This is a genomic window from Paenibacillus oceani (assembly GCF_014705615.1).
Taxonomy (GTDB): domain Bacteria; phylum Bacillota; class Bacilli; order Paenibacillales; family NBRC-103111; genus Paenibacillus_AB; species Paenibacillus_AB oceani.
Genome location: NZ_JACXJA010000016.1, coordinates 14240 through 40177 on the forward strand (window position 1 = coordinate 14240; position 25938 = coordinate 40177).

25 protein-coding genes and 1 pseudogene are annotated in these 25938 nt (G+C 54.5%); 21 read left to right on the top strand and 5 right to left on the bottom strand.

Features of this window, described 5'->3' with window-relative positions; translation table 11 throughout:
* Positions 1-252: 252 nt before the first annotated feature.
* The 4 genes from IDH45_RS13350 (at position 253) to IDH45_RS13365 (ending at position 5084) form a co-directional block, all read left to right on the top strand.
* Positions 253-1716, top strand: coding sequence for a sensor histidine kinase (locus tag IDH45_RS13350; protein WP_190928363.1), 1464 nt, complete (start codon positions 253-255; stop codon positions 1714-1716).
* Positions 1717-1728: 12 nt separating this feature from the next.
* Positions 1729-2415, top strand: a complete 687-nt coding sequence (locus tag IDH45_RS13355; RefSeq protein ID WP_190928365.1) for a response regulator transcription factor — start codon at positions 1729-1731, stop codon at positions 2413-2415.
* A 285-nt stretch (positions 2416-2700) separates the two neighbouring features.
* Entirely contained in the window at positions 2701-4194 is a 1494-nt protein-coding gene (locus tag IDH45_RS13360; protein ID WP_190928367.1) for an S-layer homology domain-containing protein, read from the top strand.
* 86 nt (positions 4195-4280) lie between these two features.
* A complete protein-coding gene (locus IDH45_RS13365) occupies positions 4281-5084 on the top strand; it encodes an ankyrin repeat domain-containing protein (protein WP_223836633.1) in 804 nt (267 codons plus the stop codon).
* 139 nt (positions 5085-5223) lie between these two features.
* Here the strand turns inward: IDH45_RS13365 and IDH45_RS13370 are convergent, their stop codons facing one another.
* Together IDH45_RS13370 and IDH45_RS13375 are read right to left on the bottom strand one after the other, a co-directional pair.
* Positions 5224-5493 carry a hypothetical protein gene (locus IDH45_RS13370; protein WP_190928369.1) on the bottom strand — a complete coding sequence of 90 codons (270 nt, stop codon included), beginning with the start codon at positions 5491-5493 and terminating at the stop codon, positions 5224-5226.
* Positions 5494-5525: 32 nt separating this feature from the next.
* Entirely contained in the window at positions 5526-7718 is a 2193-nt protein-coding gene (locus IDH45_RS13375; protein WP_190928370.1) for a GDYXXLXY domain-containing protein, read from the bottom strand.
* A gap of 256 nt (positions 7719-7974) precedes the next feature.
* Between IDH45_RS13375 and IDH45_RS13380 the strand changes: the two genes are divergently transcribed.
* From IDH45_RS13380 to IDH45_RS34040, 16 genes and pseudogenes are all read left to right on the top strand, one after another.
* A complete protein-coding gene (locus tag IDH45_RS13380) occupies positions 7975-8403 on the top strand; it encodes a cell wall hydrolase (RefSeq protein WP_190928372.1) in 429 nt (142 codons plus the stop codon).
* A gap of 156 nt (positions 8404-8559) precedes the next feature.
* Positions 8560-9360, top strand: a complete 801-nt coding sequence (locus tag IDH45_RS13385; RefSeq protein ID WP_190928374.1) for a peptidylprolyl isomerase — start codon at positions 8560-8562, stop codon at positions 9358-9360.
* A 75-nt stretch (positions 9361-9435) separates the two neighbouring features.
* Positions 9436-9762, top strand: a complete 327-nt coding sequence (locus IDH45_RS13390; protein WP_190928376.1) for an antibiotic biosynthesis monooxygenase family protein — start codon at positions 9436-9438, stop codon at positions 9760-9762.
* Positions 9763-9974: 212 nt separating this feature from the next.
* Positions 9975-10367 carry a flagellar protein gene (locus IDH45_RS13395; RefSeq protein WP_190928378.1) on the top strand — a complete coding sequence of 131 codons (393 nt, stop codon included), beginning with the start codon at positions 9975-9977 and terminating at the stop codon, positions 10365-10367.
* A gap of 75 nt (positions 10368-10442) precedes the next feature.
* Positions 10443-10724, top strand: coding sequence for a hypothetical protein (locus tag IDH45_RS13400; protein ID WP_190928380.1), 282 nt, complete (start codon positions 10443-10445; stop codon positions 10722-10724).
* Positions 10725-11137: 413 nt separating this feature from the next.
* Entirely contained in the window at positions 11138-12091 is a 954-nt protein-coding gene (gene rpoD / locus IDH45_RS13405; RefSeq protein ID WP_190928382.1) for an RNA polymerase sigma factor RpoD, read from the top strand.
* A gap of 1026 nt (positions 12092-13117) precedes the next feature.
* Complete coding sequence (locus tag IDH45_RS13410; RefSeq protein ID WP_190928384.1) at positions 13118-14419, top strand: ABC transporter substrate-binding protein; 1302 nt, start codon at positions 13118-13120, stop codon at positions 14417-14419.
* A 141-nt stretch (positions 14420-14560) separates the two neighbouring features.
* A complete protein-coding gene (locus IDH45_RS13415; protein WP_190928386.1) occupies positions 14561-16438 on the top strand; it encodes a glycosyl hydrolase family 28-related protein in 1878 nt (625 codons plus the stop codon).
* 60 nt (positions 16439-16498) lie between these two features.
* On the top strand, positions 16499-18643 hold the full coding sequence (locus tag IDH45_RS13420) for a hypothetical protein (RefSeq protein WP_190928388.1): 2145 nt from the start codon (positions 16499-16501) through the stop codon (positions 18641-18643).
* Between the two features lie 220 nt (positions 18644-18863).
* A complete protein-coding gene (locus tag IDH45_RS13425; RefSeq protein ID WP_190928390.1) occupies positions 18864-19346 on the top strand; it encodes a small multi-drug export protein in 483 nt (160 codons plus the stop codon).
* 14 nt (positions 19347-19360) lie between these two features.
* The gene (locus tag IDH45_RS13430) at positions 19361-20101 is read left to right on the top strand and encodes a hypothetical protein (protein ID WP_190928392.1); all 741 of its coding nucleotides are present in this window, start codon (positions 19361-19363) and stop codon (positions 20099-20101) included.
* Positions 20102-20197: 96 nt separating this feature from the next.
* A pseudogene (locus IDH45_RS35275) lies at positions 20198-20293 on the top strand (GntR family transcriptional regulator); the annotation flags it as partial.
* A gap of 66 nt (positions 20294-20359) precedes the next feature.
* Positions 20360-20524, top strand: coding sequence for a hypothetical protein (locus IDH45_RS34035; protein WP_223836634.1), 165 nt, complete (start codon positions 20360-20362; stop codon positions 20522-20524).
* Positions 20521-21393 (top strand): ATP-binding cassette domain-containing protein, encoded by an 873-nt coding sequence (locus IDH45_RS13440; protein ID WP_190928394.1) that lies wholly within the window; start codon positions 20521-20523, stop codon positions 21391-21393. Before IDH45_RS34035 ends, IDH45_RS13440 begins: the two co-directional genes overlap by 4 nt.
* 96 nt (positions 21394-21489) lie before the next feature.
* Positions 21490-22104: a DedA family protein gene (locus tag IDH45_RS13445; protein ID WP_190928396.1), complete on the top strand. Its 615-nt coding sequence runs from the start codon at positions 21490-21492 to the stop codon at positions 22102-22104.
* Positions 22105-22433: 329 nt separating this feature from the next.
* Positions 22434-22784 carry a hypothetical protein gene (locus IDH45_RS34040; RefSeq protein ID WP_223836635.1) on the top strand — a complete coding sequence of 117 codons (351 nt, stop codon included), beginning with the start codon at positions 22434-22436 and terminating at the stop codon, positions 22782-22784.
* 224 nt (positions 22785-23008) lie between these two features.
* Here IDH45_RS34040 and IDH45_RS13455 read toward each other — a convergent pair whose 3' ends face one another.
* The 3 genes from IDH45_RS13455 to IDH45_RS13465 all read right to left on the bottom strand — a co-directional run bounded on the left by IDH45_RS13455 (position 23009) and on the right by IDH45_RS13465 (position 24862).
* The gene (locus IDH45_RS13455; RefSeq protein WP_190928398.1) at positions 23009-23212 is read right to left on the bottom strand and encodes a hypothetical protein; all 204 of its coding nucleotides are present in this window, start codon (positions 23210-23212) and stop codon (positions 23009-23011) included.
* Positions 23213-23342: 130 nt separating this feature from the next.
* A complete protein-coding gene (locus IDH45_RS13460; RefSeq protein WP_190928400.1) occupies positions 23343-24182 on the bottom strand; it encodes a 1,4-dihydroxy-6-naphthoate synthase in 840 nt (279 codons plus the stop codon).
* Positions 24179-24862, bottom strand: a complete 684-nt coding sequence (locus IDH45_RS13465) for a futalosine hydrolase (RefSeq protein WP_190928402.1) — start codon at positions 24860-24862, stop codon at positions 24179-24181. The genes IDH45_RS13460 and IDH45_RS13465 overlap by 4 nt, the downstream gene beginning before the upstream one ends.
* A gap of 169 nt (positions 24863-25031) precedes the next feature.
* Here IDH45_RS13465 and IDH45_RS13470 point away from each other — a divergent pair, with 169 nt between their 5' ends.
* Positions 25032-25796 (top strand): transporter substrate-binding domain-containing protein, encoded by a 765-nt coding sequence (locus tag IDH45_RS13470; protein ID WP_317891206.1) that lies wholly within the window; start codon positions 25032-25034, stop codon positions 25794-25796.
* The last annotated feature ends 142 nt before the right edge of the window (positions 25797-25938 follow it).

Sequence of the window (25938 nt, forward strand, 5' to 3'; positions counted from 1 at the left end):
AAACTGGAACGGCCCCCAACAGTCAGCCTTCTGAAACAACTGCAACGCTTTCGAACACTACCCCCTTCTATACTTCCTCCCCTCTCTTGTGCTAATGTAGTAGCTAACTTATAGTACGTGTTCAAAAAGTCCGGTTTTCAGCTCCGGAAGTTCCGGCTGAAATCCGTATTCGATGTCGGGTAGGATTCCTGATCGGCTACGTGATCAAAAGCGGACTTATTGAACAACCTCTTATAGCAAGGGAGGTCCGCCATGTCCGTACGCTCCAAAATTATCGTATCCTATACGCTCGTGCTTGTCGTTACGATCTTGATTTTTATTACGACGGCTTTTTTGGTCGCTTTGGCGGTCACGGGCGACGCGAGAAGCTTCAAGCCGTTTTATACGATCCATTTTACGCTTCAGCCTTTAACGCCGGAGCAGGAAAGCTTGTACATGGATTTAAAATATATAGCCAAGACGAGCCCTGAGAAGCTGTACGACGACAGTCTTCAGAAAGATTACGAGTTTCAGCTTCGCGTAGCGAAATCGACGCTGCTGATCCGTAAGGAAGGCGATGTCGACTTTGCCTCCCCGCAGCTGGAAGGAACCGGCGTGGAGCGGGTGCTGCCCGATTACGAGCTGGACAATATCCGAATCCGCAGCTCGGTCAACATCGGAGACCGGTTTTACGGCTATGCCAAATACGACTTCGTTCTGCCTGACCAGTCGCGGGGCAGCTTGTTCGTGATCCGCGAGCTCAGCCCGTTTGCGGCTTTGACCAGCAAATTGCTGCCCTTGCTCATTTCGCTGCTGTTTGTCGTATTGGTGCTGGCGAATGTGATGCTGTATTTCTTTATCACCCGGCGGATCATCAAGCCGCTCGATACGCTGCGTTTGTCCGCCGCCCGGATCAAGGAGGGCGACCTGGATTTCCGGGTTGAGGCCCAGTCCCAGGACGAGATCGGCCAGCTGAGCCAGCAATTCGAAGATATGCGCCGCAAGTTGAAGGAATCGGTCGATTTGCAGCTCCAGTACGAGGTCAACCGGAAAGAATTGATCTCCAACATTTCCCATGATCTGAAAACGCCGATTACGACGATCAAAGGGTACATTGAAGGGATACGCGACGGCGTGCCGAACACGAAAGAAAAGATGGACAAGTACGTCGATACGATTCTCACGAAGGCGGTAGCGATGGACCGGCTGATCGACGAGCTGTTTCTGTACTCGAAGCTTGATTTGAAAAAGGTGCCGTTCGATTTCGTCCGGACCGACCTGCGGGCGTTTATCGACGGTCTCGTGGGAGAGCTGCGTTTCGAGCTGGAGCAGCAAGGGTTTCAGGTGGAATGGGCATGCAAGGGCGGCGCTCCGCTCTACGTTCTGCTTGATCCCGACAAGATGAAACGGGCGATTGTGAATATTGTTGAGAACAGCATCAAATTCTGTGATAAGCGGGACAAAAAAATTCGATTTACGTTAACGGAGGAAGCCGGCAAGCTCAAGCTGACGATCGAGGATAATGGGCCCGGCATTGCCGAAGATGCCGTCCGCTCCGTATTCGACCGGTTTTATAGAGCCGATTCGTCGCGCAATATGCGGACCGGGGGAAGCGGTCTCGGACTGTCGATCGCCAAGCAAATCGTGGAAGGCCATCAAGGTTCGATCGGCGTGGCAAGCGAACCGGGTGAAGGAACGGTTGTTTCAATCACATTTAACGTTTACGAAGAAACGTAGGAGTCGATCACGATGAAGCACATATTGATCATTGAGGACGAGACGAGCATAGCCGAGCTCCAGAAAGACTATTTCGAATTAAACGGTTTCCGCGTCGACATGTGCCATACCGGCCGCGAAGGGCTGGAGAAGGCGCTGCAAGGGGATTACGATCTGATCGTGCTCGACTTGATGCTGCCGGGGATCGACGGTTTTGAAATATGCCGGAGCATCAGAAGCACCAAAGAAGTTCCGATCATCATCGTGTCGGCGAGGAAAGAGGAAATCGATAAAATACGCGGCTTCGGCACAGGCGCCGACGACTACATGACCAAGCCGTTCAGCCCGGGTGAGCTCGTCGCCCGCGTCAAAGCCCATCTGTCCCGTTACGAAAGACTGGTCGGCAAAAAACCGGCCGACGACGAGATCCGTATCCGCAATCTGACGATTCAGACGGCGTCGCGCCGCGTGTTCGTAGCGGAACGGGAAGTGACCTTTACGGCCAAGGAGTTCGACCTGCTTACGTTTCTGGCCGTTCATCCGGACCGGGTGTTCAGCAAGGACGAGTTGTTCGAGCGCATATGGGGAGCCGATTCGCTGGGCGACAACAACACGGTAACGGTCCATATCCGCCGGATCCGTGAAAAAATCGAGTCCGACCCGTCCGCTCCGCAGTTCATCGAGACCGTATGGGGCGCGGGTTACCGGTTCTCCGTCTGATTGAGGTTGTTCAAAAAGTCCACTTTTGATCACGAAGCAGATCAGGAAGCCTACTCGACATCGAATATGGCATTCAGCCGGAACTTCCGGTGCTCACGTAGCTTACACTACGCTCCGCTCCTCATTTCCTAGCTTCATCCCATATTCTCGGTGCTGAAAACCGGACTTTTTGAACTCGTACTAACAGTTAATAAATATTTAATCTCCGGTTTCTTTCGAGTTTAGAATTGTCCGTTATGATGAATGCATGAAGTCGCAATCATTATAATCCGGGAGGAATTCAAGATGAAGAAACCACTTATGACTCTTTTCGCGGCCGCCGTCATCGGCTCCGCGTCGCTTATTCCTTATCATGCCCAAGCTGCGGCCGTTGACACGACAATCGCTGCTGCACTTAGCGATTTGTCCGAGGCAGGCTCCTACCGCAGCGCGATCGAAGGGCTGATCAAGCTGAACGTGCTGTCCGGCTATGAGGACGGAACCTTGAGACCGAACCGCGAGCTGAGCGGCGCCGAGATCGCCAAAATTGCGGTAACCGCGTTCGGCCTGCAGCCGAAGCCGGACGGAGCTCCGCTGCCTTCCGACATTGCCGAATCGGACTGGTACGCGTCGTATGTACAGGCGTTTCTCCATAACGGACTGAAGCTCGGCACGAACGACAAGTTCACGCCTGCAGCGCAAGTGACTCAGCAGGATCTCGTATCGATTGTGGCAACATCGCTTACTAAAAAACCGGCGATCGTCCAACAATGGGTGACCGATTATACCCCGGGCAAGGCGGTAACCCGCGGGGAGGCTGCACAGCTGATCTGGAAGTCGATCCCGTACCTTCCTTCCGCGAATGCAGAAGTGACGAGCGTGAAGGCGCTCAACCCGGTGACGCTTGAAGTCACGTTCTCCGCACCGCTCACGGCTGCTGACGTCAACCTGGATCAGGCGAAGAAAAATTTCACTTTCGACAATGACATGATGCTCTTGAATGTACCGCAATTAAAAACCGGAGCCGTCTCCACCTATATCGTTCCCGTAACGGTACAAGCGCCAGGGAAAACGTATACGATGTCGTATAAAGGCAAAACCGCCGGTACGTTCGAAGCGGTAACGAACAAAATCCCGACCGGAACGGCTCGTCAGGTGACCAGCGATACGTTCGAGATCGATACCTTGCTCGAAGACGGAACGGCGGACTACGGCTATGTGGTGGAAGGTTACTATGGCAGCCGCAACGGTCAGGAGCTCACTCTTGACGAAAATAACTCGGCAAACGGCAAAACGTATGCGATCATCTCCTCGCTGCGGGACAAATCCGTAACGATCACGCCGGAGGGCGGACAACCGATCGAGGCGAAGTACGTACCGTTTACGCAGGCGACCGACGGACGTCAAGCTCCGAAATACCGGCTACCGGCCGGCGAAACATTAAAACCCGGCGTAACCTATACGGTATCGTCCGACTGGTCGACGATAGCAGAGCCGACTTTCAAGGCGGAATCGGTAGCTCCGCTTGCGATCCAGTCGGCAACCGCGATAAACGAGACGTCGGTCGAGATCGTGCTGAACGCCGATCCGCAGGACGAGCTGTTCGCGCTGCGCAGCGTAACGCTTACCGCCGAAGACGGAACCGCGGTTACCGCGATGTACAAGTTCCAAAGCCGTAAAGGTGCGGCAGGTACGTTCGATTTGACGAACGGAGCGAAGCTTGCTCCGAACATGACTTATAAAGTGATGGCTTCCGGTGATTGGGCTTCCGCCGATCAGGTGACCGTTACAACGAAGTAAGCATAAGCATACAACCGACCGGACAACGTTCGGGAAGAAGGATCTCCTTGGAGGTCCTTTTTCAACAGAATGAGGGGGCGGGTCAGATGGACATCTGGCATAAAATAGGGATTATTACGCTGCTATCCGTCATGCTGGCGGGCTGTCAGGCAGCCCCGGCGCCAAGCGGACCGGGCGGCGGGGAGCCGATTGGGGCGGAAGCTCCGCAACAGCCGAATGAAACGCCGCAACAGCCAAACGAAACGCCCGCACCGCCTGCTGCGGCACCACAAGACGAAAGGAGCGCCGGCGAAATGAGCAAACAGTTGATCGAAGCGGCGGAACGCGGGGAAACCGGCGTCGTTAAAACATTAATCTTGCAAGGCGCGGCGATCGACGCTAGGGACGATCGAGGCCGCACCGCCGTGATGGCGGCCACGCACGCCAATAAGCCGGAGACGGTAAAAGCGCTGATCGGAGCGGGAGCGAACATCCATATTCAGGACGGCCGGCAGGACAATCCGTTTCTGTACGCCGGAGCGGAAGGGCTGTTGGATATTCTGAAGCTGACGATCGAGGCGGGGGCGGATACGAAGCGGACCAACCGATACGGCGGGACCGCCTTGATTCCGGCGGCCGAACGCGGCCATGTGGACATCGTGAAGGAGCTGCTGACGACGACGGATGTGGATGTCAATCACATTAACCGGCTCGGCTGGACGGCTCTGATGGAAGCCGTCGTTCTGGGCAACGGGGGCGTCAAGCACCAGCAGATCGTGCAGCTGCTGATCGATCATAAAGCGGATGTGAATATCCCCGACAAAGACGGAGTAACTGCCCTGGAACACGCCGTCAAACGAAAGTATAAAGATATCGAGCGCATTCTGATCGAGGCAGGGGCGAAGAAGTAATCATTCGGACCACTGACGTACCGGACGCGCCTAAATAAAGACGCAGCCATCATCGCTTGCGAGAAGCGGTGATAGCTGCGTCTTTTGTCGGTTAGGCCGTCGTTGACGGTATTTCTATACGGCCGGCAGGGTGTTGCGCCTATTCGTTTCCGGTGTTGGTTCTTTTCCCCCATTTGTTTGCGATTCCGTCTATGCCCCATCCGGCGATCAGCCAGAACAGCAGTGTAATCAAGTAATAACCGGCCAGCGGAATTCGGACGTAGGATCGTACTGTTACGCTTGCTTCATGCAACCAAAGCGGCGGACTTGTCAGAAATAACACGATGTTGTAATCGTCGGCACCCGATAGATTAAACAAAATGACAGCGGCGTACACGACCGGAAGCCAAAACTTCGCTTGCTTGAGCATGTTTGGGCCCTCCCCGAATCACCGGTATTCGATCAAGGCAAGTTCGGAAGCAGCCGGGCGACCAGCGCGTCGCCGTTGCTTGCGACTTTCACTTCCGCATATTTCGCCGTCCGTTCCACGTCCATGCCCGTTCCTTCCGGAACGAAGAAATGCTCGATGCCGTATTCGATCGTCCGCCAGCTTCTCCATTTGCCGTTCAGCACCACTTCGCCCGGCTGGAGCGCATACGACTTGTCGTACAGCTGTTTGAACTGATACACGCCGGACGGCGACCTGGCCAGCACTACGGATACTTTGCCGCTTTCCTCCGGCGTATTGTCGGTCCAATCTCTTCCGAACGGCTCGGAAACGGTATACCGCAGCTGTACGTAGTCTCCTTGCAGCAAAGAACGCGGGTCCAAAGGAAGGAGCTCCAGATATACGGTCTCTCCGCGCGCCAGTATCGTTTCGCTCCGGCCGATCTGGACCGACAACAGCATCAGGCAGGCAACGACTACGGCCGCCATCCAGAACGAGCGGACACGCGGTCGGATATCAGACAACCGTTCCTCGGGAGCGTTCCGGAATTTCCGCTCCAGCCAGTAGGTGACCAGCAGGAGGAGGCAGCCGATGAGCGCGAGGCTCCACGACTTATGCAGCAGCTTCCACGCGGTATCGTAATATTTCCAGAAGACGAACAACGTCCAAAATCCGAATGTGACCCGGTATGCCGCCCTTTCGCCCAACCGATGCGCACCGACGATACAGGCGAGCAGAACGATAAAATAGAGCAGGTCGTACTCGTAACGTTGTGAAGCAAAAGTCAGCAGCAGGAACAAGGTCAAAAACGAGTAATACCCGCACCAGCGCATGGCGGACCGGAACGTGCCGACCGGTACGAAGCGATGCAGCCAGGAGATAACCGGCATGACGCAAGTTAGGAGAAGCAGCACCTGCACGGTATCGTCAAGCAACATAAACAGCCACAGTCCCGCGATCGTAACGGCTGCCGCAAAAAACATCGAACGTTCTGCCAGTCCTGTCGCGAATGTGAACATCAGAGCGCAAACAACCAGGTAGACGAGAAGGAGCAGCGTAAATTCGTCGAACAGGGCGGAGCCTACGCCGATGCATAATCCGATTGACAATAACGAGTAGCGGATCACCGGATTCAGCTTGCGCGCGGCCGTCATGGCGATCGTCAGAAACAACCCTGCGCCGTTTAATACGTTTAACGGCTCTTCGAGATCGAAGATGAGGATCAGAAAACCGATCAGGCTGACGGCCCCGATCACCGTTCCGACGAAAATAGCGGTTATCGTAAGCACTCTGACGATCCAATGCCGGAGCGCTTTGCCGCTTTCCTTCTGATCCTCGCCGCCGTCGGCATCGTCCGGAGGAACGAGTGATTTGACGTATTGTATCCATTTCGCGCTGCCCCATATAAACAGCCCGGCGAACAAAAGCGACAGGATGAAAAACGATTCGCCGGCTTCGAAATGAAGAAGCAGCTCGATATATTTCATAATGAGATACACCGACACGAACAATCCGGTTCCGAGCAAATACGGCTGGTTCGCTTCCCGGATGAAAAGCCGGACCCATACGGCGAACAAAACAACCGCCGCAACATTGAATATCTGTGCGTAATCCTCGTACGCAAACGAGTTGGAGAGCAGGATGACGATCCCGTTTAATACCGTAAAAGCGGTCGCTGCCAGAAATGCGCCCCGGAGCCGGTTCGTCCGGACGAGATAGTAAAGCAGTCCGTTAATGAAAGCGAGCAGAGACAAGATGCCGATCGCTTCAACGTCCTCGTAATCGACAAAACCGGTATTCGGAAAAAAGTACAGCCAGTAGGCCAGCGTACCGAGAATATAGGCGAGCACGGTGAATGGTTGCCAATTGACCTGTAAGGCGAATACGATCGATGCTGCGCACCAGACGGCGTACAGGGCGTAACTGTCGGCATGCGAATTGTACGTTTGCCCGATGACCAAAAGCGCGACGCCGAACGTGATGCAGCAGGAGAACAGGGAGAGCCGGCTTAGAAACTGCCGTCCCGGACGTCCGGCCAAATAGACGGACAAGCCGTACAAGGCCGCAAGCAGAATCATGATCGGGGCAAACTTTTGCCAGCGGTCCAGCGAGCCCCAATTGGAGGCGAAGAAATAGACGAGAGAAGCGAGCAGCGAGCTGCAGCCGAGCGTGTATCCTGCATTGTAGCCGAAGGATTGGGTTTTCATGGCGATTCCTCCCTGAAGCTTTAGTGGAGTAACATATCGAGTCCTCTTGATCTTATTGTATCCGCTTGGCTCCGGATTTCTAAGTACTAACTTTCTCTAGTACCTGGTCATAATCGCTGCTTATAAATTACCCGGAAACAGCAGTTTGACACAAGGCGCGAAGCAATTTCCGCCGCTTTCGGCCGATAGGCAGTCACCCGTGGGCGATTCGCGTAATATGATGGTTGTAGAATAAAAACGTCTGCGAGGTGTACGAATGGCTGTGGTCAAAGCAAGGGCCAACGATATCGATCTGCTTGCAAGACTTCTGCGCGCCGAAGCGGAAGGGGAAGGCGAGCAGGGCATGATGCTGGTCGGCAATGTGGGCATCAACCGGATCAGGGCGAACTGCTCGGATTTTAAAGGGCTGCGGACGATTCCGCAAATGATTTACCAGCCCCACGCCTTTGAAGCGGTTCAGCACGGATATTTTTATCAGCGGGCGAGAGACCGCGAGAAGCGGCTGGCGCAACGGTCCGTTAACGGGGAACGGAGCTGGCCGGGCAAGTTCAGCTTGTGGTACTTCAGACCGGAGGGCGATTGTCCGCCTACGTGGTACAATCAGCCTCTTGTCGGCCGATATAAGCTGCACTGCTTCTACGAGCCCAAGCCGGGCGAATGCGATAATATTTACAATACGTTCTAGTTACCGGCAGTGTTCTCGGCCGGCCGGCATGCCGCCTTTGCTGACAAGGGCGGCTTTTTTGCGTCCGACTGCTGCCGGCGGCAGGGAAGCCGGCGGCTCGTGAAGAATACCAAAGATGTCCGTAATGGAACAAAACAGGATCAAAGGTGGATCGGAATGAAAAACAAGCTGCAAGGAATCGCAATCGGCATTATTATCGGCGTCGTATTTTCCCTCTCTTTCGTATCGGCGTCCGGAACGAGCACATCGATCGACGTGTACTTCAAAAATTTGCGTTTTCTGTTTGACGGCGTCGAGAAGAAAACGGAGCAAAGAAGCTTTATCTACGAAGGGACGACCTATGTACCGATCCGTTTCGTCAGCGAAGCGCTGGGCTTGCCTGTCAAATACTTCGGCGAGACGGAAACGATCCGGATCGGGCGAATTTACGACGCGCCTCCGGCAATGACAATCGATCAAGAGCAAACGTACGAGGCGACGATCACAACGACCAAAGGGAGCTTCAAGGTGGAGCTGTTTGCGAAAGACGCCCCGAAAACGGTCAATAACTTCGTTTTCCTGGCCAAGGACGGATTTTACGACAATGTCTTGTTCCATCGCATCGTCCAATCGTTCGTCATTCAGACCGGCGACCCGACCGGAACCGGAAGAGGCGGACCGGGGTACGAATTCGAGGACGAGCTGGACAACGGCCACAAATATGAGATCGGAACCGTCGCGATGGCGAACGCCGGAGAGGACACGAACGGCAGCCAGTTTTTCGTATGTTCGGGAGCGAACTGCGATAATTTGAATAAAAATCCGAACTATTCGATCTTCGGCAAGGTGTCGGAAGGGATGGAAGTCGTCACGGCCATCGCCGCTACGCCGGTTGAACTGTCGGAATACGGTGAACCGACCAAGCCGACGGAAGAGGTTCGCATCGAGAAAATCGAAATCACGGTAAAACCGCAGTAGACATCTTGTTGAAAATGAATATCATTGTCATTATAATGGAAAAGAAGCAAGCTGACTGGGGTGAGGAGTGAAGCAATGTTTTTTGAGACGATAACCATTACGGTGAAAGAAGGGACGTCCGGGCTGGTCGTCGACCGTTTCAGCGGACCGGGACATATCGAGAAGTCGGAAGGTTTTATCGATATGAGCATTACGGTGAAGAAGACCCGGCGGGGCGACGAGGAAGTAATGATATTGATCCGCTGGGAGTCTGAAGCGGCATGGAAAGGCTGGGAGACGAGCGATGTTCATATCGAGGGCCACCGTCAGAGCAGAAGCCAGCCGAAGCCGGACCACATTATCGACCGGACCCACAGCCTGTATGAGGTTAAGGCGGTAAAGGGCTACGCAGGCGGCCAGTAAAACGGGGCGTCCTCCCTTGCCGCGCTGCATGGTGTACATAAACGAATAAGAACGGATAAGAGAATCCTTGCTGAGCCGCCGTATGCGCGCCAAGCGGGGTTTTTTTCTTTCCCCGGAAAACGTGTCTGTTCATAAGTTCTATTGTAGGATGACTGTCCATATAGTAAAATAGTAGCAGGACCTTTTACTTATTGCTAAGGGAATGATGCCGGGTGAGTGTACAAGTGGATCATTGTCCGAACTGCGGCTCCGTCTACCGGAAAAATTTCCGCAACATCTGCAGCGATTGCAGCGCCGCTCAAGATACGTATTTGAGCCGCTGTCTCGATTATTTATGGAAAAATCCCGATGCGGCAACCGAGGAAGTCAGCCGCATGGCTGAGGTTCCTTTGGCGTCCCTTCATAGCTTTATTAAAGAAGGCCGGATCTCGCGGTTTTACCGCAAGCTTACCTGCCCGTGCGAATGCTGCGGCGCCCCGGTACGGGAACGCAGGTTATGCGGATCGTGCAGCGCTCCTTTGCAGGAGATCGCGCGCCAGCTGCAATCGAGAGTCATTCCGCTGCAGCCGGGAAGCGGCTATATTATGAACAATCGGGGAAAATAACGGAAACAAGTGTCACTTTGAACAAGCGGCCCCTCATATGATGGTTAATATTCGGTATGAGGGGGAAGAACTGCGATGGCATCTTGTCTTCCATGGAAATACAAAAACGTGACGCCTGCTGTGTTCCGCTCGCTCCAGACACTGGGGAAACAAAAAGGCATTACGATCCCGAGCACGCCCTCGGGGACGTTTACGGTAAAGGTTGCGGGAATGCAAGTTAGCTTTCAATACGCCTGGGACGGAAAAACCGGTCAGCTTATGCTGAAGTGCGTATCCAAGCCTCCGCTGCTGGGCTGTTCGACGATCAAAGGGTTTGCCGATAAAATCGTAGCCGAAAGCGGCGGGAAATCGGAATAATCCAAAAGTGATGGAACGTGCGCAGGAAGCGAAGCTCAACCGTAACCATCTTGTATGGTTATGGTTTTTTTGTTTTTCATCGCAGAAGCGATTTCGACTTGAAGCTTTTCATAAGGAAAGACAAGCTGTGAAGCGGATTGAGCCCGTTTTCGATTTGTGAAATAGAGGGAAGCGTCAGCTAAATGGCATCTAAAAAAGCCTCCCTCCTGCAACAGGAAGAAGGCTGAAAGTTAGTGGTTGATTTCGATTGGTAACTATGTTATTATCAAGGGTATAGCTGATTGGGAACATCAAATTTTCATTACTGTTCTACTTTACAGTACCATATGCTAAATTAATTGTCAATACCGGAAATGGAGAACGATCCCAGTTCCTAGTTGGCAAGATGAACTATCCAGGTTGGGGGGAGCCGTATGACAGACAACGATCGTCAACCGGGACCGGAGACAGCGATTACGCTGGAACAGGTGAAAGAGGGATTTGCTTCTTCCGGGGAAGAGACGAACTTCGCAGACGACCTGACACTGCCGCCAGGCACGAATATCAACGATCCTGTTCGTATGTATCTGAAAGAAATCGGGCGTGTTCAGCTCCTTTCTGCCGAAGCGGAAATCGACCTTGCCCAAAGAATCGTCCAAGGCGACGAAGAAGCGAAGCAGAAGCTGGCCGAAGCGAATCTAAGACTCGTAGTCAGCATCGCCAGACGGTATGTCGGCCGGGGCATGCTGTTTCTCGACTTGATTCAGGAAGGCAACATGGGGCTTATGAAAGCGGTCGAGAAATTCGATTACTCTAAAGGATTCAAATTCAGCACTTATGCCACATGGTGGATTCGTCAGGCGATTACCCGCGCTATTGCCGATCAGGCCCGAACGATCCGGATCCCGGTACATATGGTCGAGACGATCCATAAGTTTATCCGGGTGTCCAAGCAGTTGCTCCAGGAGCTCGGCCGCGAGCCGACGCCCGAGGAAGTGGCGAAAGCTATGGATCTTACGGCCGAAAAGGTCAGGGAGATTATGAAGATCGCCCAGGAGCCGGTTTCTCTGGAAACGCCGATCGGCGAAGAAAACGATTCGAACTTAGGGGACTTTATCGAGGATCATGATGCGCTGGCACCGCCGGATGCGGCTGCCTTCGAATTGCTGAAGGAGCAGTTGGAAGACGTGCTCGATACGCTCACGGAGCGGGAGGAGAACGTGCTTCGTCTGCGCTTCGGCCTGGATGACGGGCGGACCCGTACGCTGGAGGAAGTGGGGCAGGTGTTCGGCGTTACCCGCGAGCGGATTCGCCAGATCGAGGCGAAGGCGCTTCGCAAGCTGAGACATCCGAGCCGCAGCAAGCGTCTGAAAGATTTTTTGGAATAAAGGATATGCTTGTATAAATAAGTAGGCGACCCGCACTTTGGTGCGGGTTTATTTAATTAGAATGCAGGAGAGCGCAGGAGTGTACATAAGGGTACATAAGAGCGGTTTGTAGCGTTTATTTCGCCCGAAATCGGCTTGGCTGGGGAAATAGGAGCGGATTGGGACTGCTAAAATCCGCGAAAAGGGGGCATCAACCATCTGTTGGTTGAAATAAGGGGTGCAAACCGCCTCTATTCGTACCGGACATCCCCATATGCCGACAATAGAGGGTCTCAGAGACTCTTATTTTGTTTAGAGCCCGCACGTGCAGACGGTTTTGCCGAAGCTGAGCCGAACTCGCAACTGCTCGCAAGAAAGCCGCTTACGGCTTACGGGCCGGGCAGCATCCGAAGTCGAGTGTTACTGCAAATCCTCATCGAAGAGCGGTGGAGCGAAAGCAACCATTTCCTCGAACGAGCCGCAGCAGATTGTACGCAAAAAGAAGGGTTATTCCAATCGTGTTCCTAGGACAGGGGACCGTCCCCATGTGAATACATAAGGACCTCAAATTCCACAGTAAAGTGGCAGCTGAGGTCCTTTTTTATGAGGAAAATCGATTCAAAGCGGGAAAAATAGCCAATCCGAGACAATCAAAACAAGATGTCTGAAGCTTCAAGCAATTTCTTTCTGAACAAAATAGACGGTAATTTCATTAGTTTAACTTATATAGACAGCCCTTTTTCTTCTTTTGTGCAGGGAGACTGGATTTAAGTTCAATCGTAAAAAAAATCATTGGTATACTTATAATTAAAAATATCGCTTGATATATTTTGAAAAGTGAACCAGTTGTTGCGGCTGAAACGAAATGAATCAACAAGTTAGTCCATGCTTACGAAACTGACGGAAGTTGATAAATAAGCATTGACAGCGTTAACAACGAGAAATATAATCATAAGTGAACCAGAACTTCGAAAAACGCTAACAAACAAATGGGTCAGGCTAAAATGGTTCACTTATAGTTATTTGATCAGAAAGGGGATGTTTACGATGATCAAGAAAGCGATTACAGTTTCACTCGGTGCTATGCTGGTGCTCACCGGATGCGGCGCAGGCGGCCAAGGAGGGGCGAAAAGCACCGATACCCCCCAGCCGGAAGCGTCCAAGCCCGTTGAGAAGGCGCCTGATCCGGTCACCTTGAAAATGTACGATGTGCAGCAATTTACGGACGACGATTTCAATCGGTTAATTGTGGAACCGGTGAAGAAGAAATACCCGCATATCACAGTCGAGCGAATGGCAAAAGCGAATAACCCGATCGACAACGTAATCGCCACGAAACAGCAGTTCGATCTGGCCACCTTATGGCACGGCGGATTGCCTTCGCAAAACTTGCTCGACTATTTGGAGGACATGACGGCGCTCATCCAGAAAAACAAGTTCGATCTCGGCCGATTCGATCCGAATGCGCTCGATGCGGTTCGCAAAGTTTCGAACGGGGGCTTGTTCGGCATCCCGTACAACGTTAATTTTAATGCGTTGTATTATAATAAAGACATCTTCGATAAATTCGGAGTCGGTTACCCGAAAGACGGCATGACTTGGGACGAAACGATCGAGCTGGCGAAGAAGCTGACGAGAAGCGAAGGCGGAGTCCAGTACAAAGGTCTTGATCCCGACGGTCATGTGCGTATGATGTTCCCGCTCTCGCTGAACCTGGTCGATCCGAAGACAAACACGGCGAATATTAATGCGAACGATCAGTTGAAGCGGGTGTTCGAAATGGGCAAAACGATTCACGACATACCCGGCAACGAGCAGCAAGGCTCCTTCCTGAACGTGTTTCCGAAAGATAAGACGATTGCGATGCTGGCCACCAGTAATTTTACGTCGTTCTTCCGCGACGTTCCCAACTTGAATTGGGATATCGCTCAATATCCGAGCTACAAGGAGCGCCCTAACGTGTACGGCATGTACGATCTCCATGTGATGGCCGTCCCGAAGACGAGCAAGCTCAAGGACGACGCGTTCAAAGTGATCGAGGTGCTGATGTCCGACGAAGTGCAGCTTGATTCGGTCAAAGTGACGGGACGGGTGTCGCCGCTGAAGGATCAGAAGTTCAAGGACAATTACGGCGTCGACCAGCCCGGGCTGAAAGGGAAAAACGTCAAAGCGATCTTTAAAAGCAAGCCGGCGGAAGCACCTGAATTCTCCAGATTTTATTCGGATGCCAATGCCGTCGTCACCGCCGAATACAAAGATTATCTGGCTGGCAAAAAAGACGTCAACAGCGCCTTGCGGGATGCGGAGGAAAAAATCAACCAAGCGATCAAGACCAAGCTCGGCAAATAGGCCGGTGATGAATCGCCGATAGAGAACCAGGCGTGCCAGCTTGGGTTCGAACCGCCAATGGCCTGGGGAAAAGGATGCGGCAGTGTCCGAACGGCAGTCCGAAATCCCGTTCGTAACTTTGGCGAAAGCGGGGCATGTCGAATGGAGAACAAGTCGAACGGCAAGTCGCAGGAAAATCAGGGAGGAGCCCGCCCGGTCAGCCGTCGGACGGCGATCGCGGCGATCGGCACAGGGACGCTGGCGGCGGCAGGGGCGGCCATGCTGCTCCCTAAAAGTATCGCAATGGGCCAGACGGTAGCAGAAGCTGTGTACGGCGGCGGCGAAAGTTGTTGCGGGACTGCGAATGTGACGATCGCCCAAATGCGGACCGACACTGCGCCCGACTTGTCTGGAGGCATCTACTACGTAACGGATGCGGGCCGCGAAGGGGAGTTTTATTACGACGCCGGCGATACGTCGTCAACGGACGACAACGGCACCGTATTCGTGTCCGGGTCGGGGAAGCGCTACAAACGGTCGTCGGGGAGATTTCCGGCCAACGTATACAACGTACGCTGGTTTGGCGCAAAAGGCGATAATACGGCGGATGACAGCGCGGCGTTTCAGGCGGCGATCGACAAGGCGCAGGAGCAGTACGAGGTGGACAAAACCGGAGGGACGGTCTACGTGCCTCCGGGAAAATACAAGGTGACGGGGCTGACGGTGAGGAAGCCTTACGTAACGATCAAAGGGGAAGGCAACGGTTCGTCGATCCTGATGAATTACTCGAATTCGGCGGCCATGTTCGATATTCAGCGGGAGGCGAACGTGACCAGTTCGATGCATAGTTTCGAGATGCGCGATCTGATGATCAAAAACAATGTGAACCGGCTGCCGGGAGATCGTCCGCTGGTGTATGCGAGACAATTGGTGTCCTCCCGGTTTACGAACGTCATCTTCCGCAATTCGAACGCTTTTGAAGGCGGCAGTGGCTATAACGGATCGGGTCTGAAAATATTAAATGGTTTTGAGCTTACGTTTACGAACTGCGTGTTCAGTCATTTTCTGAAAGGATACGCTGTCGATTTGCCTTGCCAGAGCATGAACGTCGGCAACTACCATTTCCTCGACTGCTTGTGGATGTACTGCGGTCACGGGCTGCTGATCGGCAGAGGCGGCAGCTCGATGCACAATTCGACGCTGCTCTCCAATCCGAAGTTCGTCGGTTGGCAAGGCGGCCATTATATCCGGGACGGCAAAGTGAAATATGCGCAAACGACGATCGCGTCCTCGCCTGCGGCGAATCAGGTGACCTTATCGAACGCAAGCGGCTTCGAGAGCGGCCAGCTGGTGCTGGTCGGCAGCGAGAGCCGGCTTACGCCGGCTTATATAAGCGCAATCAGCGGCAGTACGATCACGCTTGACCGGGACGTAGCCGTCCTGCCTGGCGATACGGCGCTGCAAGGAACAGTGGCGGTGCTTAGCGGCTGGAACGTTCAGGAGGTGCGGATGAACGTGGGGCATTTTGAAGGATACGACGTCGGCTTGCTGGCGAGCAATCATCTCGGTCTGATCTCGCTTGACAGCGTTCATGCGGGGAATTGCTCGAACGTCGTCGTTATCGACGATCAGGTTCAATATGTATCGATCCAGAACTGCCGCGTCTTCGCCAGCGATCCGAATAACCTGTGGCCGAACTGGTGGACGGCCGTCCGGATTACGAAGCTCGACAGCGACGACAACCTGATTATACTGGATAACAATATGATCGAAGGCGGCGGCGCCTATGTGTCCTATGTGGGCCGCGAGGTGTTCAACCAGACGGCTTTCCAGCCGAAGGTGCGCATCCAGAGCAGACAAAGCGGGGCCGTCTACGCCGGCAGATTCGACCATTCTTTCAGCGGAAACGTCAAGATAGGCGGAGCCTGGAACGGCCCTCACCTGATTATGGGGACGTATCATCTGTGGGTGGACGCCTCCGGCGCGCTGCGGATGAAGAATGGCGTTCCGTCGGGCGACCTGGACGGCAGCCCGGTGTAATTCCGCTTCGGGCACATCGAACGCTGAAAGCAGCCGCGCTTCGAGGAAAGTCGGGAAGCTATGAACCTGGAATGTGCACGCGGCGAATGTCCGCGAAAGATGCGAGTCGCTTTTGCGGGAGACAGCATTACATGGGGAGACGGGATGCTGGATGACGGCTTCGTCGGAGAAGCGGACCGTTATATCCGCAAGACGTATGCCGAGACGCTCGCCAGCGAGCAGTTGAACGTTTCCGGGACGGCGGAAGCTCTCAGCAGCCGCAAGTTGTATGGCGGCCGCGCCTTGAGACTGACGGGAGCCGGCAGCGCGGTGTCGTTCGAGCTGGAAGGCGACGAACTTACCGTCGTGCAGGCGATGGAGCGGGGGAACGGTTCGGCTTCGCTGATCGATGTGTATGTCGACGGCGCGTTGTTCGATACGTTCTCCAACCGGAACGAAGCCCCGTGCGGGGAAGACACGATCCGGTTCGTCGCGGACGGTGCGGGCAATACGTTCGATTTGGGACGTCCGTTTACTTATGCCCATTCGATTAGCGCGGATGGGAGGCCGGTCGTGGGAGGGCTGAATTGCGGCGGTTACGGAGCGGCTTTTCCGGCGGATCAAGACTACCGGGTAATTCGAATCTACGGTTCGGATGCGCACGGGGAGACCGAAGTGCATCATGCGCTGCAGTTTCGCCGGACACCCGCACAGGGGATTGTCATCGAAGCTTCTTTCCGTTACGGTGAAACGATCGCTTATGCGAAAACGACTGTCGGCGAGACAGAGGAGCGTTTCGGCTCCCCGCTCGAGAGCCGTTACGGCGAAGGCGGCGTCGCTTTCGACCCGGCGAGGCCCGTCGCGGTGAGCAGCGGACTCGATTACCGCATAACTGACGATCGGGCGGTCCGGACCTGGACGTTCCCGGATACCAGGAGACGAACGTTCGAATTGAAAATACGCGGTTTCGATCCGCTGGGCGGCAAGACCGGAGATCCTTATCTGATCGTCAATTTTGTGACGAATAGGTTCCATTCGATCATGAACGCGGGAATCGGAGGATGGACAGCCAATTTGTATAAGGGCGACAAAGGATTGAGAAACGTCAACGGTCTGTGCGACTGGAAGCCGGATATCCTTTTTATCGGTCTCGGTACGAACGACGACTGGGAGGCTGGAAATACGTTTGCCGCTGTTCGGCGGATCGAAGGACTAAGCGAAGCGGACGTAAGGCGCTTGCCTACTCTGCTTATTCAGAACTGCCGGTATGACGGGCCGGATCGGTACAGCGTCGATACGGCCGAGCTTATCGTCGCGGCCTGCGAACAGCGATGCGTCGTCCTCGATGGAACGGGAGCTTCGTTTGACTCCGTGAAGCAAGGGGATCTTGTCGTCGTCGGCGATTATTACGGCGACAACCGCAATGTGCAGAGCCGGCTGATCGAAAGCTGGGACCCGGATACCCGCACGGCCCGATTCACAGAGCCGCTCGAACCTACGCCGCTTACGCCTCACATAGAGGATTACGCAGGCCAGGCAATCCGAATCAAACGTGTGGACGGTTTTGTAACGGCGTTGGAGCGGATGCTCGCCATGATCCGGACAGCTTCTCCCGCAACGCGGCTTGCCTTGATCGAGACCGGTCTGAGCAACTATAACACCCGGCTTCTGATGGGTTACCCGGAAGTCATCCGGGATATCGCGAAACGTTACGGAGCGGAACTGGTGAACGTGTACCGGCCTCTGATGCAGTGGCAGTATGAACAGCCACTCGACTTCCAAGGGTACATCGGGCCCGGAGAGCAGCAAAGGTCCGGCGGCTCTTCCGAGTATCCGCTCGTTACCCCGGATGGAAGAGACATGGCGGAGGCCGTACGTTACCAGCTGCGCAACTGGTCCGTTCGTATAGACGGGCGGGAGAAGTATGGCGACGGCTGCCGGATCGAAGGCGGCTATGCGCTTGCGTTCCTGCCCGGCACGGAGCCGGAACAGCTCACGATCACGGATTGGAACGGGCGAGGCCGTAATCCGAAGGTCGGGTACCGGTTCATTCCGTCCAGGCTCGTCTTCACTCGCGATGTGCCTCCCCCTGGGGCCCGGATCGAAGTATCGGCTTCGCCCGCGAAGTGGAGTATGGACGATGCGCATCTCGGAATGCCCGGCGGAAACGGCATTTACGCGGCGCAAGTGAAAGCGGCGATCCGGCGGATGATAGGCCGCGAATAACAACGAAGTGGGGAGAACCTCCAAAACCTTAGGCGTTGGCCGGGATTGGAGGTTTTTTTGTGCTGCCGGAATGACTGGTATTACGGGAAAAGAAAAAATGTTGCAAAGAGCGGGTTCGGATGATTGACAATCGCCGAACTGTGATGTACTGTGTATATAGATATAAACACATGTACACATATACAGTATATCACTTACGCACACTGAGGAGGATTTTCACATGATTATGGAGTATTTGGATAAGTGGTCTTATTTGGCAGTATTCGTCTTGTCAGTCCTGCCCTGGGTCGAATCGGCGATCGTCGCGTTTTTCGCCGTTATGTTGGGGCTTAACCCCGTAGCGTCCGGAATTCTTGCGTTTTTGGGCAATTGGCTCGTCGTCGTTCTGGTCGTATTTCTGTTCGACAAGCTGAACGTTTGGCGCAACCGCAGAAAGGGAGCCGCTCTGAACGAAGAGGCCGACAGCAAGAAGAGAAAACGCGCCTATCACATTTTCGTTAAGTACGGTCTGCCCGGACTTGCCATTATCGGTCCGCTGTTTATCGGAACGGAGATTGCCGCCGCTTTCGCTATGGCGTTTAAAGCCCCGCGTGGAGCCGTCATGTTCTGGATGACGACCGCTTTGGTGTTCTGGACTGTGGTTGCCTGTGTTGCCGCTTATTTCGGGATCGATGCGGTCGGATTGATCCGCGGTACCGTATAATTGGAGGGAGAGCCATGTTGCGCGATGCTTGGCCGATAGCCTGGTATGAATTCAAACAGCGTTATCTTTCGCTGGCGATGAATATGTTCGCTTCCGTACTGATTGCGCTTGTGGCGGTAGAGGCGCTGATGCGGTTTGAAAGGGACGACCTGTCACCGAATAACGTTCTGACGTTTTTGAATGTCGCAGATTTGCTGCTGCTTGCCGCTCTTCCGGCGCTCGGAGCGTTTTCGTTCTCCAGAGAATACATGTCCTGGAATTCGCTGACGGATGAACCGTTTCTGAAAAGGCTGCGGTTTTACCGGATGTGGGCGATCCCGCTGCCGGTTATTGCCTGGAGCCGCATGCTGTATATGCTGCTTTGTTTTGTAGTCTCGATGACCGTGTTTGTTACCGTGTTCGTTGCCGTGGGCTGGACGGTGCTATCGGATACTAGACCGATTGCTCATTTGTTGTCGTTCGCGCTTGTCTGGACCGGTTATGCGGCCGCGATTTGCGGCTTGCATCCTTTTCTGGAGTACGGGGCGAAGGCCAAGATGATCCACGTGGTCTCCATCGGAATGGTCGTAGTCATTGTCGGAGCGGATCTGCTGCTGAACTACTTGCTGAATAAGCCGATTTTTTTACACGTGCTCGAAATGGTGAACGGGAATCCGTTCTGGCCTGCCGTTATCTCCCTGTGCGCGGGCGTTATTGGCATCATCGCATTTCAGCGGGGGCTTGTTCGGCGGCTGGAACGTATCGATCTTCCCTGAGAAAGGAGGCGACGGGCCATCCGACTGCCGATACAAATATCCGAACAAAGCCGGGAGCCGATCTATCATCAGATCGAGCAGCAGCTCCTTTCGTTTATCGTCAGCGGCCAGCTAAAGCCGGGTACGCCGCTTCCCTCGATCCGGGCGCTCGCAGGCGATCTGGCCTGCAGCGTCATTACCGTCAGCAGAGCCTACCAGAACCTGGAGCAGCAGCGGTACATCCAGACCATACAAGGCAAGGGGACGTTTGTCGCGGAGATGGAGGCTAAGCAGCAAAAGCAGGTGGCGGATGCCAGCTTGTACCAGGCGTTCCGGACCGCCGTCGAGATGAGCTTCAGGCTGCAAATGGACCCGGATACGACCCGCAAAACGTTTGAGCAGGTGCTGGAAGATATGTTGAAGGAAAGGGGGAAGCAAGGATGAACTCAACGATTGCGCTCCGGACGGAGCGGCTGGTGAAGCGGCGTGCCGATTACTGTCTTGGACCGGTCGATCTTGCGCTGGAGCATGGATACACCTACGCGCTGGTAGGCCCGAACGGAACCGGCAAGACGACCTTGCTGACTTGCTGCATGAACTTGACGCGGCCTACTTCCGGTAAGGTAGAGCTGTTTGGTCGCTCCTACGAGACCGGGGAAGCGGAGATCCGAACCTATGCCGCATTCGTCCCGGACCCTCTCGAGGGATGCGAATCGTTTACATTGCTGGAGATGGAGAAGTTTATCGGCAGGTGGTACGAGCGGTGGGACGGGTCGGACTACCGCAGACGCGCGGAACGGTTTCGAATCCCGCTTCACAAACCGTACGGCCGGTTGTCGCAAGGAGACCGCAAGAAGGCGGCCTTGACGCTTGCGCTCAGCACGAGGGCGCCGCTGCTGCTGCTGGACGAACCGACGAACGGGCTCGATCTGGCAAGCCGCAGCCAGTTGAAGCAAATGCTCGTAGAAGATTCCGAGACGATGGAGCGCACCGTCCTGATGTCTACGCATTCCGTAGAGGATATCCGCCAGTTTGCCGATTATATATTGCTGCTCAAAGAGGGGCGGGTAGAAGGGCCGTACGACAAGGACAGCTTGTCGATGTCCTGGCGGAGATTGTGGTTAACCGGCCCGGCGACTCTCGATATGTCGGCGGTACCGGGGGCGGTAGAGTGGAGCGAGGCTCCCGTACCGCACCTGATCACCCGGGACCGGGACGCTGCGCTGGCCTATTTGGAGGAGAACGGCGTTCAAGTGACAAGCGAACAACCGCTGCCTTTGGACGAACTGCTGGAACGGCTGCTGCAGCTGTAAAATTAGCTTGTAAAATCTATGAAAACAGCTTCCAAAACTTGCTTTCGCGGTTTTCGTATGGTATAGATGGATACGAGACCAACTGGGAGGCTAAGGATGCAAAGCTGGATTACGGACTTTATGAGCGAGTATGGTTATATCGGCATTTTTCTGATGATAGCGCTGGAAAATTTGTTTCCTCCGATTCCGTCCGAAGTAATTCTGACGTTCGGCGGATTCATGACCACTTATTCGGAGCTTACGGTAACAGGCGTTGTCGTAGCGGCAACCGCAGGAAGCATCGCGGGAGCTGTCGCCCTTTACGGCATCGGGCGTCTGCTGCATGTAGACCGGCTGGAAGCGATCATTGACCGCTGGGGACGGCTGCTTCGCGTGAAGAAGGAAGATTTGCATAAATCCGCCGCCTGGTTTGACAAATACGGGTACCGCACGGTATTTTTCTGCCGGATGATTCCTCTGATCCGCAGTCTCATCTCGGTTCCGGCCGGTATGGCCAAGATGAAGTTCGGTCTGTTCCTGCTGTTCACCACGATCGGGACCTTGATCTGGAACGTGGTGCTCGTCTCTGTAGGCGCCGCCGTCGGGGAATCGTGGGAAGATATCGTCGGTTTCATGGACGTGTACTCCAATGTCGCTTATGCGTTGATTGCCGTCGCAGGTCTGACGGTCGTCTACTTCTGGATTCGCAGAATGAGGAAGAAAACTTCATAGAATGATATAGGATCGCAAAAGCAGAGAGCCGCCGGTTAACAGCCGGGCGGTTTTTTTGTTTAGAGCTTAGAGCTGAGCAAGTATAATCCCCTTGCAAGAACAGCTGTTTCTTACAAGGGGCGTTCGTCGTGGAAAAGGCTTTGTTTAGAAGCCTTTCTTAGTTAGGGGACACGTCTTGACCCGCACGAACCGTTCCATAACGAACAGTGGGATATCACCGAATTATTAGCCATACCTCAGTTTGAGAACATTGATGAGCTCCATAATGTCGGTTACTATAGTCTTAATTTGTAAAGAAGCGGGGACATGGGAAGGGGGCGGGTGGGAAGTTGGTTTACGTTATAGTTAACTTGTTTCTCGTCGCGGCTTTCACCTTGTCGATTCGGAGAGCCGGTGTTTCCAGACCTTCTTCGAAAGCAATTGCCGCAGCGCTCGGGCTTTCGATTGTAGCCGTTGTCTGTCTGGCGCAAAACTATATGAACAATCAAGTTCCCGGAGCGCAGGACGGGATTGGCATTACAAATCCGGTCGCTTATTGGATTATCGGTGAGGATCGATGGTCGATAGAAAAATTCAGGATCGCGCTTGTACATTCCGTTTGCTTGACGCTGCTGCTCATTGCCGCTTATCCAGCGGTTTCTTGGAGGGAAGCGCATGACTCGGAAACAAAAAGCAGCTAATGGACTCAGCGTATAAGATAATATGTTTGCAGCCTTTATTTTGTCCGAAACCCGCTTGAATGGGGAATTAGGAGCGGTTTGGAGCTGTTAAAATCGATGAAAAGCGTGCAGCCCCGGCCGGTATGCGAAAATAGGGGGTACAAACCGCTTTATTCGCCTCGGTTTAACGAATAGGCCGAAAATAAAGGGTGCAAAAGACTCTTATGGGGTTCGACCGACCGCACTCACATCGTCGTCACGTTGCCAAACAACGGACTGGAAATTACGTGCGGTACGAACATCTTCGTAATCCGTAATCGGGCCGCACGCGTCGTTCCCAGCGAAGGCTGAACACAAACCGCCGGCAAGAAAGCCGTTCGGGCCGCAAAGGAAGTCGCGGCTGTAGCTGCTGCCGCCGGATACTGCCGGTTGCCGCCCAAACGATCCACATAAGGAGAGAGCGTCCGCAGCGAAGGCGTCCGTTCCCTCCCGCACTTCCTCGTATGGATTAGCGCGCACCGTTGAAGGGCCGTCCCGACGGCGTTCTTTGACCGGCTTAAACGAACCGGCGCAAAGAAATTACCGCAGCAGGGCCGGATCGATCTCCGGCACGAGCCCCTCCTTGGCGGCTCGTGTTAGCAAAGCGGTAATGGCGGCATACCCGTCTTCCCCTAAATTGGCCGTAAACTCGTTTACATACAGATCGATATGCGCCTTCGCGACTTCCGGCGACATCTCCTGGGCATGCTGCATGACGTAACTCCGCGACGCGTCCGGGTTCGCCCAGGCGTATTCGACCGAAGCGCGGGTCCAGCGCGCGATCGCGTCCAGATCGAGCGAACGGCGGGCGATAATCGCTCCGAGCGGGATCGGAAGTCCCGTATCGGTCTCCCACCAGCTGCCGAGATCGCTCAGCATGTTTAACCCGTAGGACGGATACGTAAAGCGGGCCTCGTGAATGACCAGGCCGGCATCGATCCGGCCGTCGCGGACCGCCGGCATAATCTCATGAAACGGCATGACGACAATGTCCTTGACGCCGCCGGGCACTTGCTGGGCCGTCCACAAGCGGAACAGCAAATACGCGGTGGACCGTTCGCTCGGCACGGCTACGCGCCGGCCGGCGAGTTCGGCCGGAGCTGTAATGCCGCGATCGCCTCCGGCGGATAATACGAGAGGGCCGCAGCCTCTACCGAGCGCGCCTCCGCAAGGCAGCAAAGCATAGTCGTTCAGCACCCAGGGGAGGGCGGCGTACGATATTTTAAGCACCTCCGGCCCGCTCGAAGCGGTTGCCAGACTGTTGGTGATGTCGATATCCGCATAGGTGACATCGAGCGCTGGCGCTCCGGGCAGTAAACCGTGCGCCCATGCGTGAAAGACGAATGTATCGTTCGGGCAAGGCGAATAAGCGATCTTCATGGCAGTACCTCCGTTAGTAGGGCGCCGGCAGACTCCAGCGCCTTCATGGCGTCTATAATATTCCAGGCGGAGCGGTCGCGGGGACCGACCGGATTGGAGATGGCGCGGATCTCCAGTACAGGCAGACCGCGGCCGGCAGCCGCAACCGCGACGCCGTAACCTTCCATCGCTTCGGCAGCAGCTCCGGGGATGCGGCGGACGAGCCTATCCGCCGTCTCGGCCGTTCCGGTAACGGTGCTCACGGTCAGGACGGAACCTGTCGTCACAGGATGTCCGGCGGCCTGCAAAGCTTCGGCAAGGCGTGCGGACAATTCGGGTTCCGCAGCAATACGCGAGGAACCGAACCCTAACTCGTCCACGCTGATAAATCCGTCGGGCGTCTCGGCGCCGAGATCGGCGGCAATCATGGCGTCGGCTATGACAAGCGATCCGACAGGCGCCCGGCCTACAAAACCGCCGCCGATTCCTGCGCTGATGACCAGACGATAGTCGGCCGCTGCAAGCGCGGCCGCCGCTCCCGCTGCGGCGGAAGCTGGTCCGACGCCTGCCGCCGCCAGTACGAATCGGTTGTCGCCGCCCAATCCGCGCTGCAGCGCTTCTTTTTCCGCCTCGACGGCGGTTATGATCAGATAAGGCTTTTCGGTGCTGGAATTAAAATAAAAATTCGGAGCTTGGCTCATCCGGTAACCTCCTTGACCTGCGGGTACAACCCTGTCCTATACAAACTTATCCCGAATAGGCCGCTGTTGTAAAGAGGCGCCGGGATTTCCCGGACCTGCATAACCGTCCGCCCTGCGACAAACACTACCTTTAATTCTGCAGGTTTGGCAAGGAAAAGGAGGCCGCTTCGTGAAAGGTGCAATACGTTACTGCTTGGGTGTGGGACTGGTGGCAGTTGCATTGACGGTATCCGGCTGCGCGAACCAGAAAACGCTGAAGGTCGGAATCGAAAGCGATTTTCGCCCGTTCACCTATACGGAAGGCGGGGAAAACAAAGGGTTCGAGGTCGAACTGTGGGAAGAGATCGCGAAGAAGGGAAATATCAAATACGAGCTTGTCCCGATGGAGATGGGAAATATGTCCACGGCGCTTAAATCCGGAGAGGTCGACCTCGTCATCGCCGGTATGACCGTTAACAAAGCGCGTAAAGACAATTTGGCTTTTTCCGATCCGTATTTTCAGACCGGGCTTGTGATGCTGACGGCGCAGGATAATACGGACATAACAGGTAAAGATAAACTGAAGGACAAGACGGTGGCGACGCGTATCGGCTCCACGGCTTATACGTACGCGGGCATGCTGCCGAAGCTGAAGGAGGTTCGGGGTTATCCCGATATCAATCGGGCGTATGAGGATTTGGCCAACAAAAAAGTCGACTGCGTCATTTTCGACGAGCGGAACGCTCGCGATTATATCCAAACCAAAGGCCAGGGCAAAATCAAAATCGTCGGCGATGTTCTGAACAAAGAAAGCTATGCGATCGCCACCAAGAAACGAAACAAATATATCGGCAACATTAACAGCGCAATCGAACAAGTATCCAAAAACGGCACCTACGAAACGTTGTATATGAAATGGTTCGGCAGCAAGCCGAAAAAGCTGCCCGGCCAGTAAGTGTGTCAGCAATAGATGTTGAATCCATTCAGCTTATAGCAATCGGCAGGCCCACTCTTCGCAGAGGCGGGCTGTTTGCTTTGCCAACGCCGACTTGTCAACTAATGCTCACATTTGCGGACCGTTTATAGCCCGTTATAGT

What these genes read in the sequence shown, in the direction of transcription:
- IDH45_RS13385 (WP_190928374.1), top strand. Translation starts at nt 8,560, where the DNA reads ATGAAAAACAAGCTGCAAGGAATCGCAATCGGCATTATTATCGGCGTC.
- IDH45_RS13430 (WP_190928392.1), top strand. Translation starts at nt 19,361, where the DNA reads ATGTTGCGCGATGCTTGGCCGATAGCCTGGTATGAATTCAAACAGCGT.
- IDH45_RS13425 (WP_190928390.1), top strand. Translation starts at nt 18,864, where the DNA reads ATGATTATGGAGTATTTGGATAAGTGGTCTTATTTGGCAGTATTCGTC.
- rpoD (WP_190928382.1), top strand. Translation starts at nt 11,138, where the DNA reads ATGACAGACAACGATCGTCAACCGGGACCGGAGACAGCGATTACGCTG.
- IDH45_RS34035 (WP_223836634.1), top strand. Translation starts at nt 20,360, where the DNA reads ATGGAGGCTAAGCAGCAAAAGCAGGTGGCGGATGCCAGCTTGTACCAG.
- IDH45_RS13465 (WP_190928402.1), bottom strand. Translation starts at nt 24,862, where the DNA reads ATGAGCCAAGCTCCGAATTTTTATTTTAATTCCAGCACCGAAAAGCCT.
- IDH45_RS13360 (WP_190928367.1), top strand. Translation starts at nt 2,701, where the DNA reads ATGAAGAAACCACTTATGACTCTTTTCGCGGCCGCCGTCATCGGCTCC.
- IDH45_RS13460 (WP_190928400.1), bottom strand. Translation starts at nt 24,182, where the DNA reads ATGAAGATCGCTTATTCGCCTTGCCCGAACGATACATTCGTCTTTCAC.
- IDH45_RS13380 (WP_190928372.1), top strand. Translation starts at nt 7,975, where the DNA reads ATGGCTGTGGTCAAAGCAAGGGCCAACGATATCGATCTGCTTGCAAGA.
- IDH45_RS13355 (WP_190928365.1), top strand. Translation starts at nt 1,729, where the DNA reads ATGAAGCACATATTGATCATTGAGGACGAGACGAGCATAGCCGAGCTC.
- IDH45_RS13445 (WP_190928396.1), top strand. Translation starts at nt 21,490, where the DNA reads ATGCAAAGCTGGATTACGGACTTTATGAGCGAGTATGGTTATATCGGC.
- IDH45_RS13420 (WP_190928388.1), top strand. Translation starts at nt 16,499, where the DNA reads ATGAACCTGGAATGTGCACGCGGCGAATGTCCGCGAAAGATGCGAGTC.
- IDH45_RS13410 (WP_190928384.1), top strand. Translation starts at nt 13,118, where the DNA reads ATGATCAAGAAAGCGATTACAGTTTCACTCGGTGCTATGCTGGTGCTC.
- IDH45_RS13365 (WP_223836633.1), top strand. Translation starts at nt 4,281, where the DNA reads ATGGACATCTGGCATAAAATAGGGATTATTACGCTGCTATCCGTCATG.
- IDH45_RS13350 (WP_190928363.1), top strand. Translation starts at nt 253, where the DNA reads ATGTCCGTACGCTCCAAAATTATCGTATCCTATACGCTCGTGCTTGTC.
- IDH45_RS13370 (WP_190928369.1), bottom strand. Translation starts at nt 5,493, where the DNA reads ATGCTCAAGCAAGCGAAGTTTTGGCTTCCGGTCGTGTACGCCGCTGTC.
- IDH45_RS13390 (WP_190928376.1), top strand. Translation starts at nt 9,436, where the DNA reads ATGTTTTTTGAGACGATAACCATTACGGTGAAAGAAGGGACGTCCGGG.
- IDH45_RS13375 (WP_190928370.1), bottom strand. Translation starts at nt 7,718, where the DNA reads ATGAAAACCCAATCCTTCGGCTACAATGCAGGATACACGCTCGGCTGC.
- IDH45_RS13440 (WP_190928394.1), top strand. Translation starts at nt 20,521, where the DNA reads ATGAACTCAACGATTGCGCTCCGGACGGAGCGGCTGGTGAAGCGGCGT.
- IDH45_RS13400 (WP_190928380.1), top strand. Translation starts at nt 10,443, where the DNA reads ATGGCATCTTGTCTTCCATGGAAATACAAAAACGTGACGCCTGCTGTG.
- IDH45_RS13415 (WP_190928386.1), top strand. Translation starts at nt 14,561, where the DNA reads ATGGAGAACAAGTCGAACGGCAAGTCGCAGGAAAATCAGGGAGGAGCC.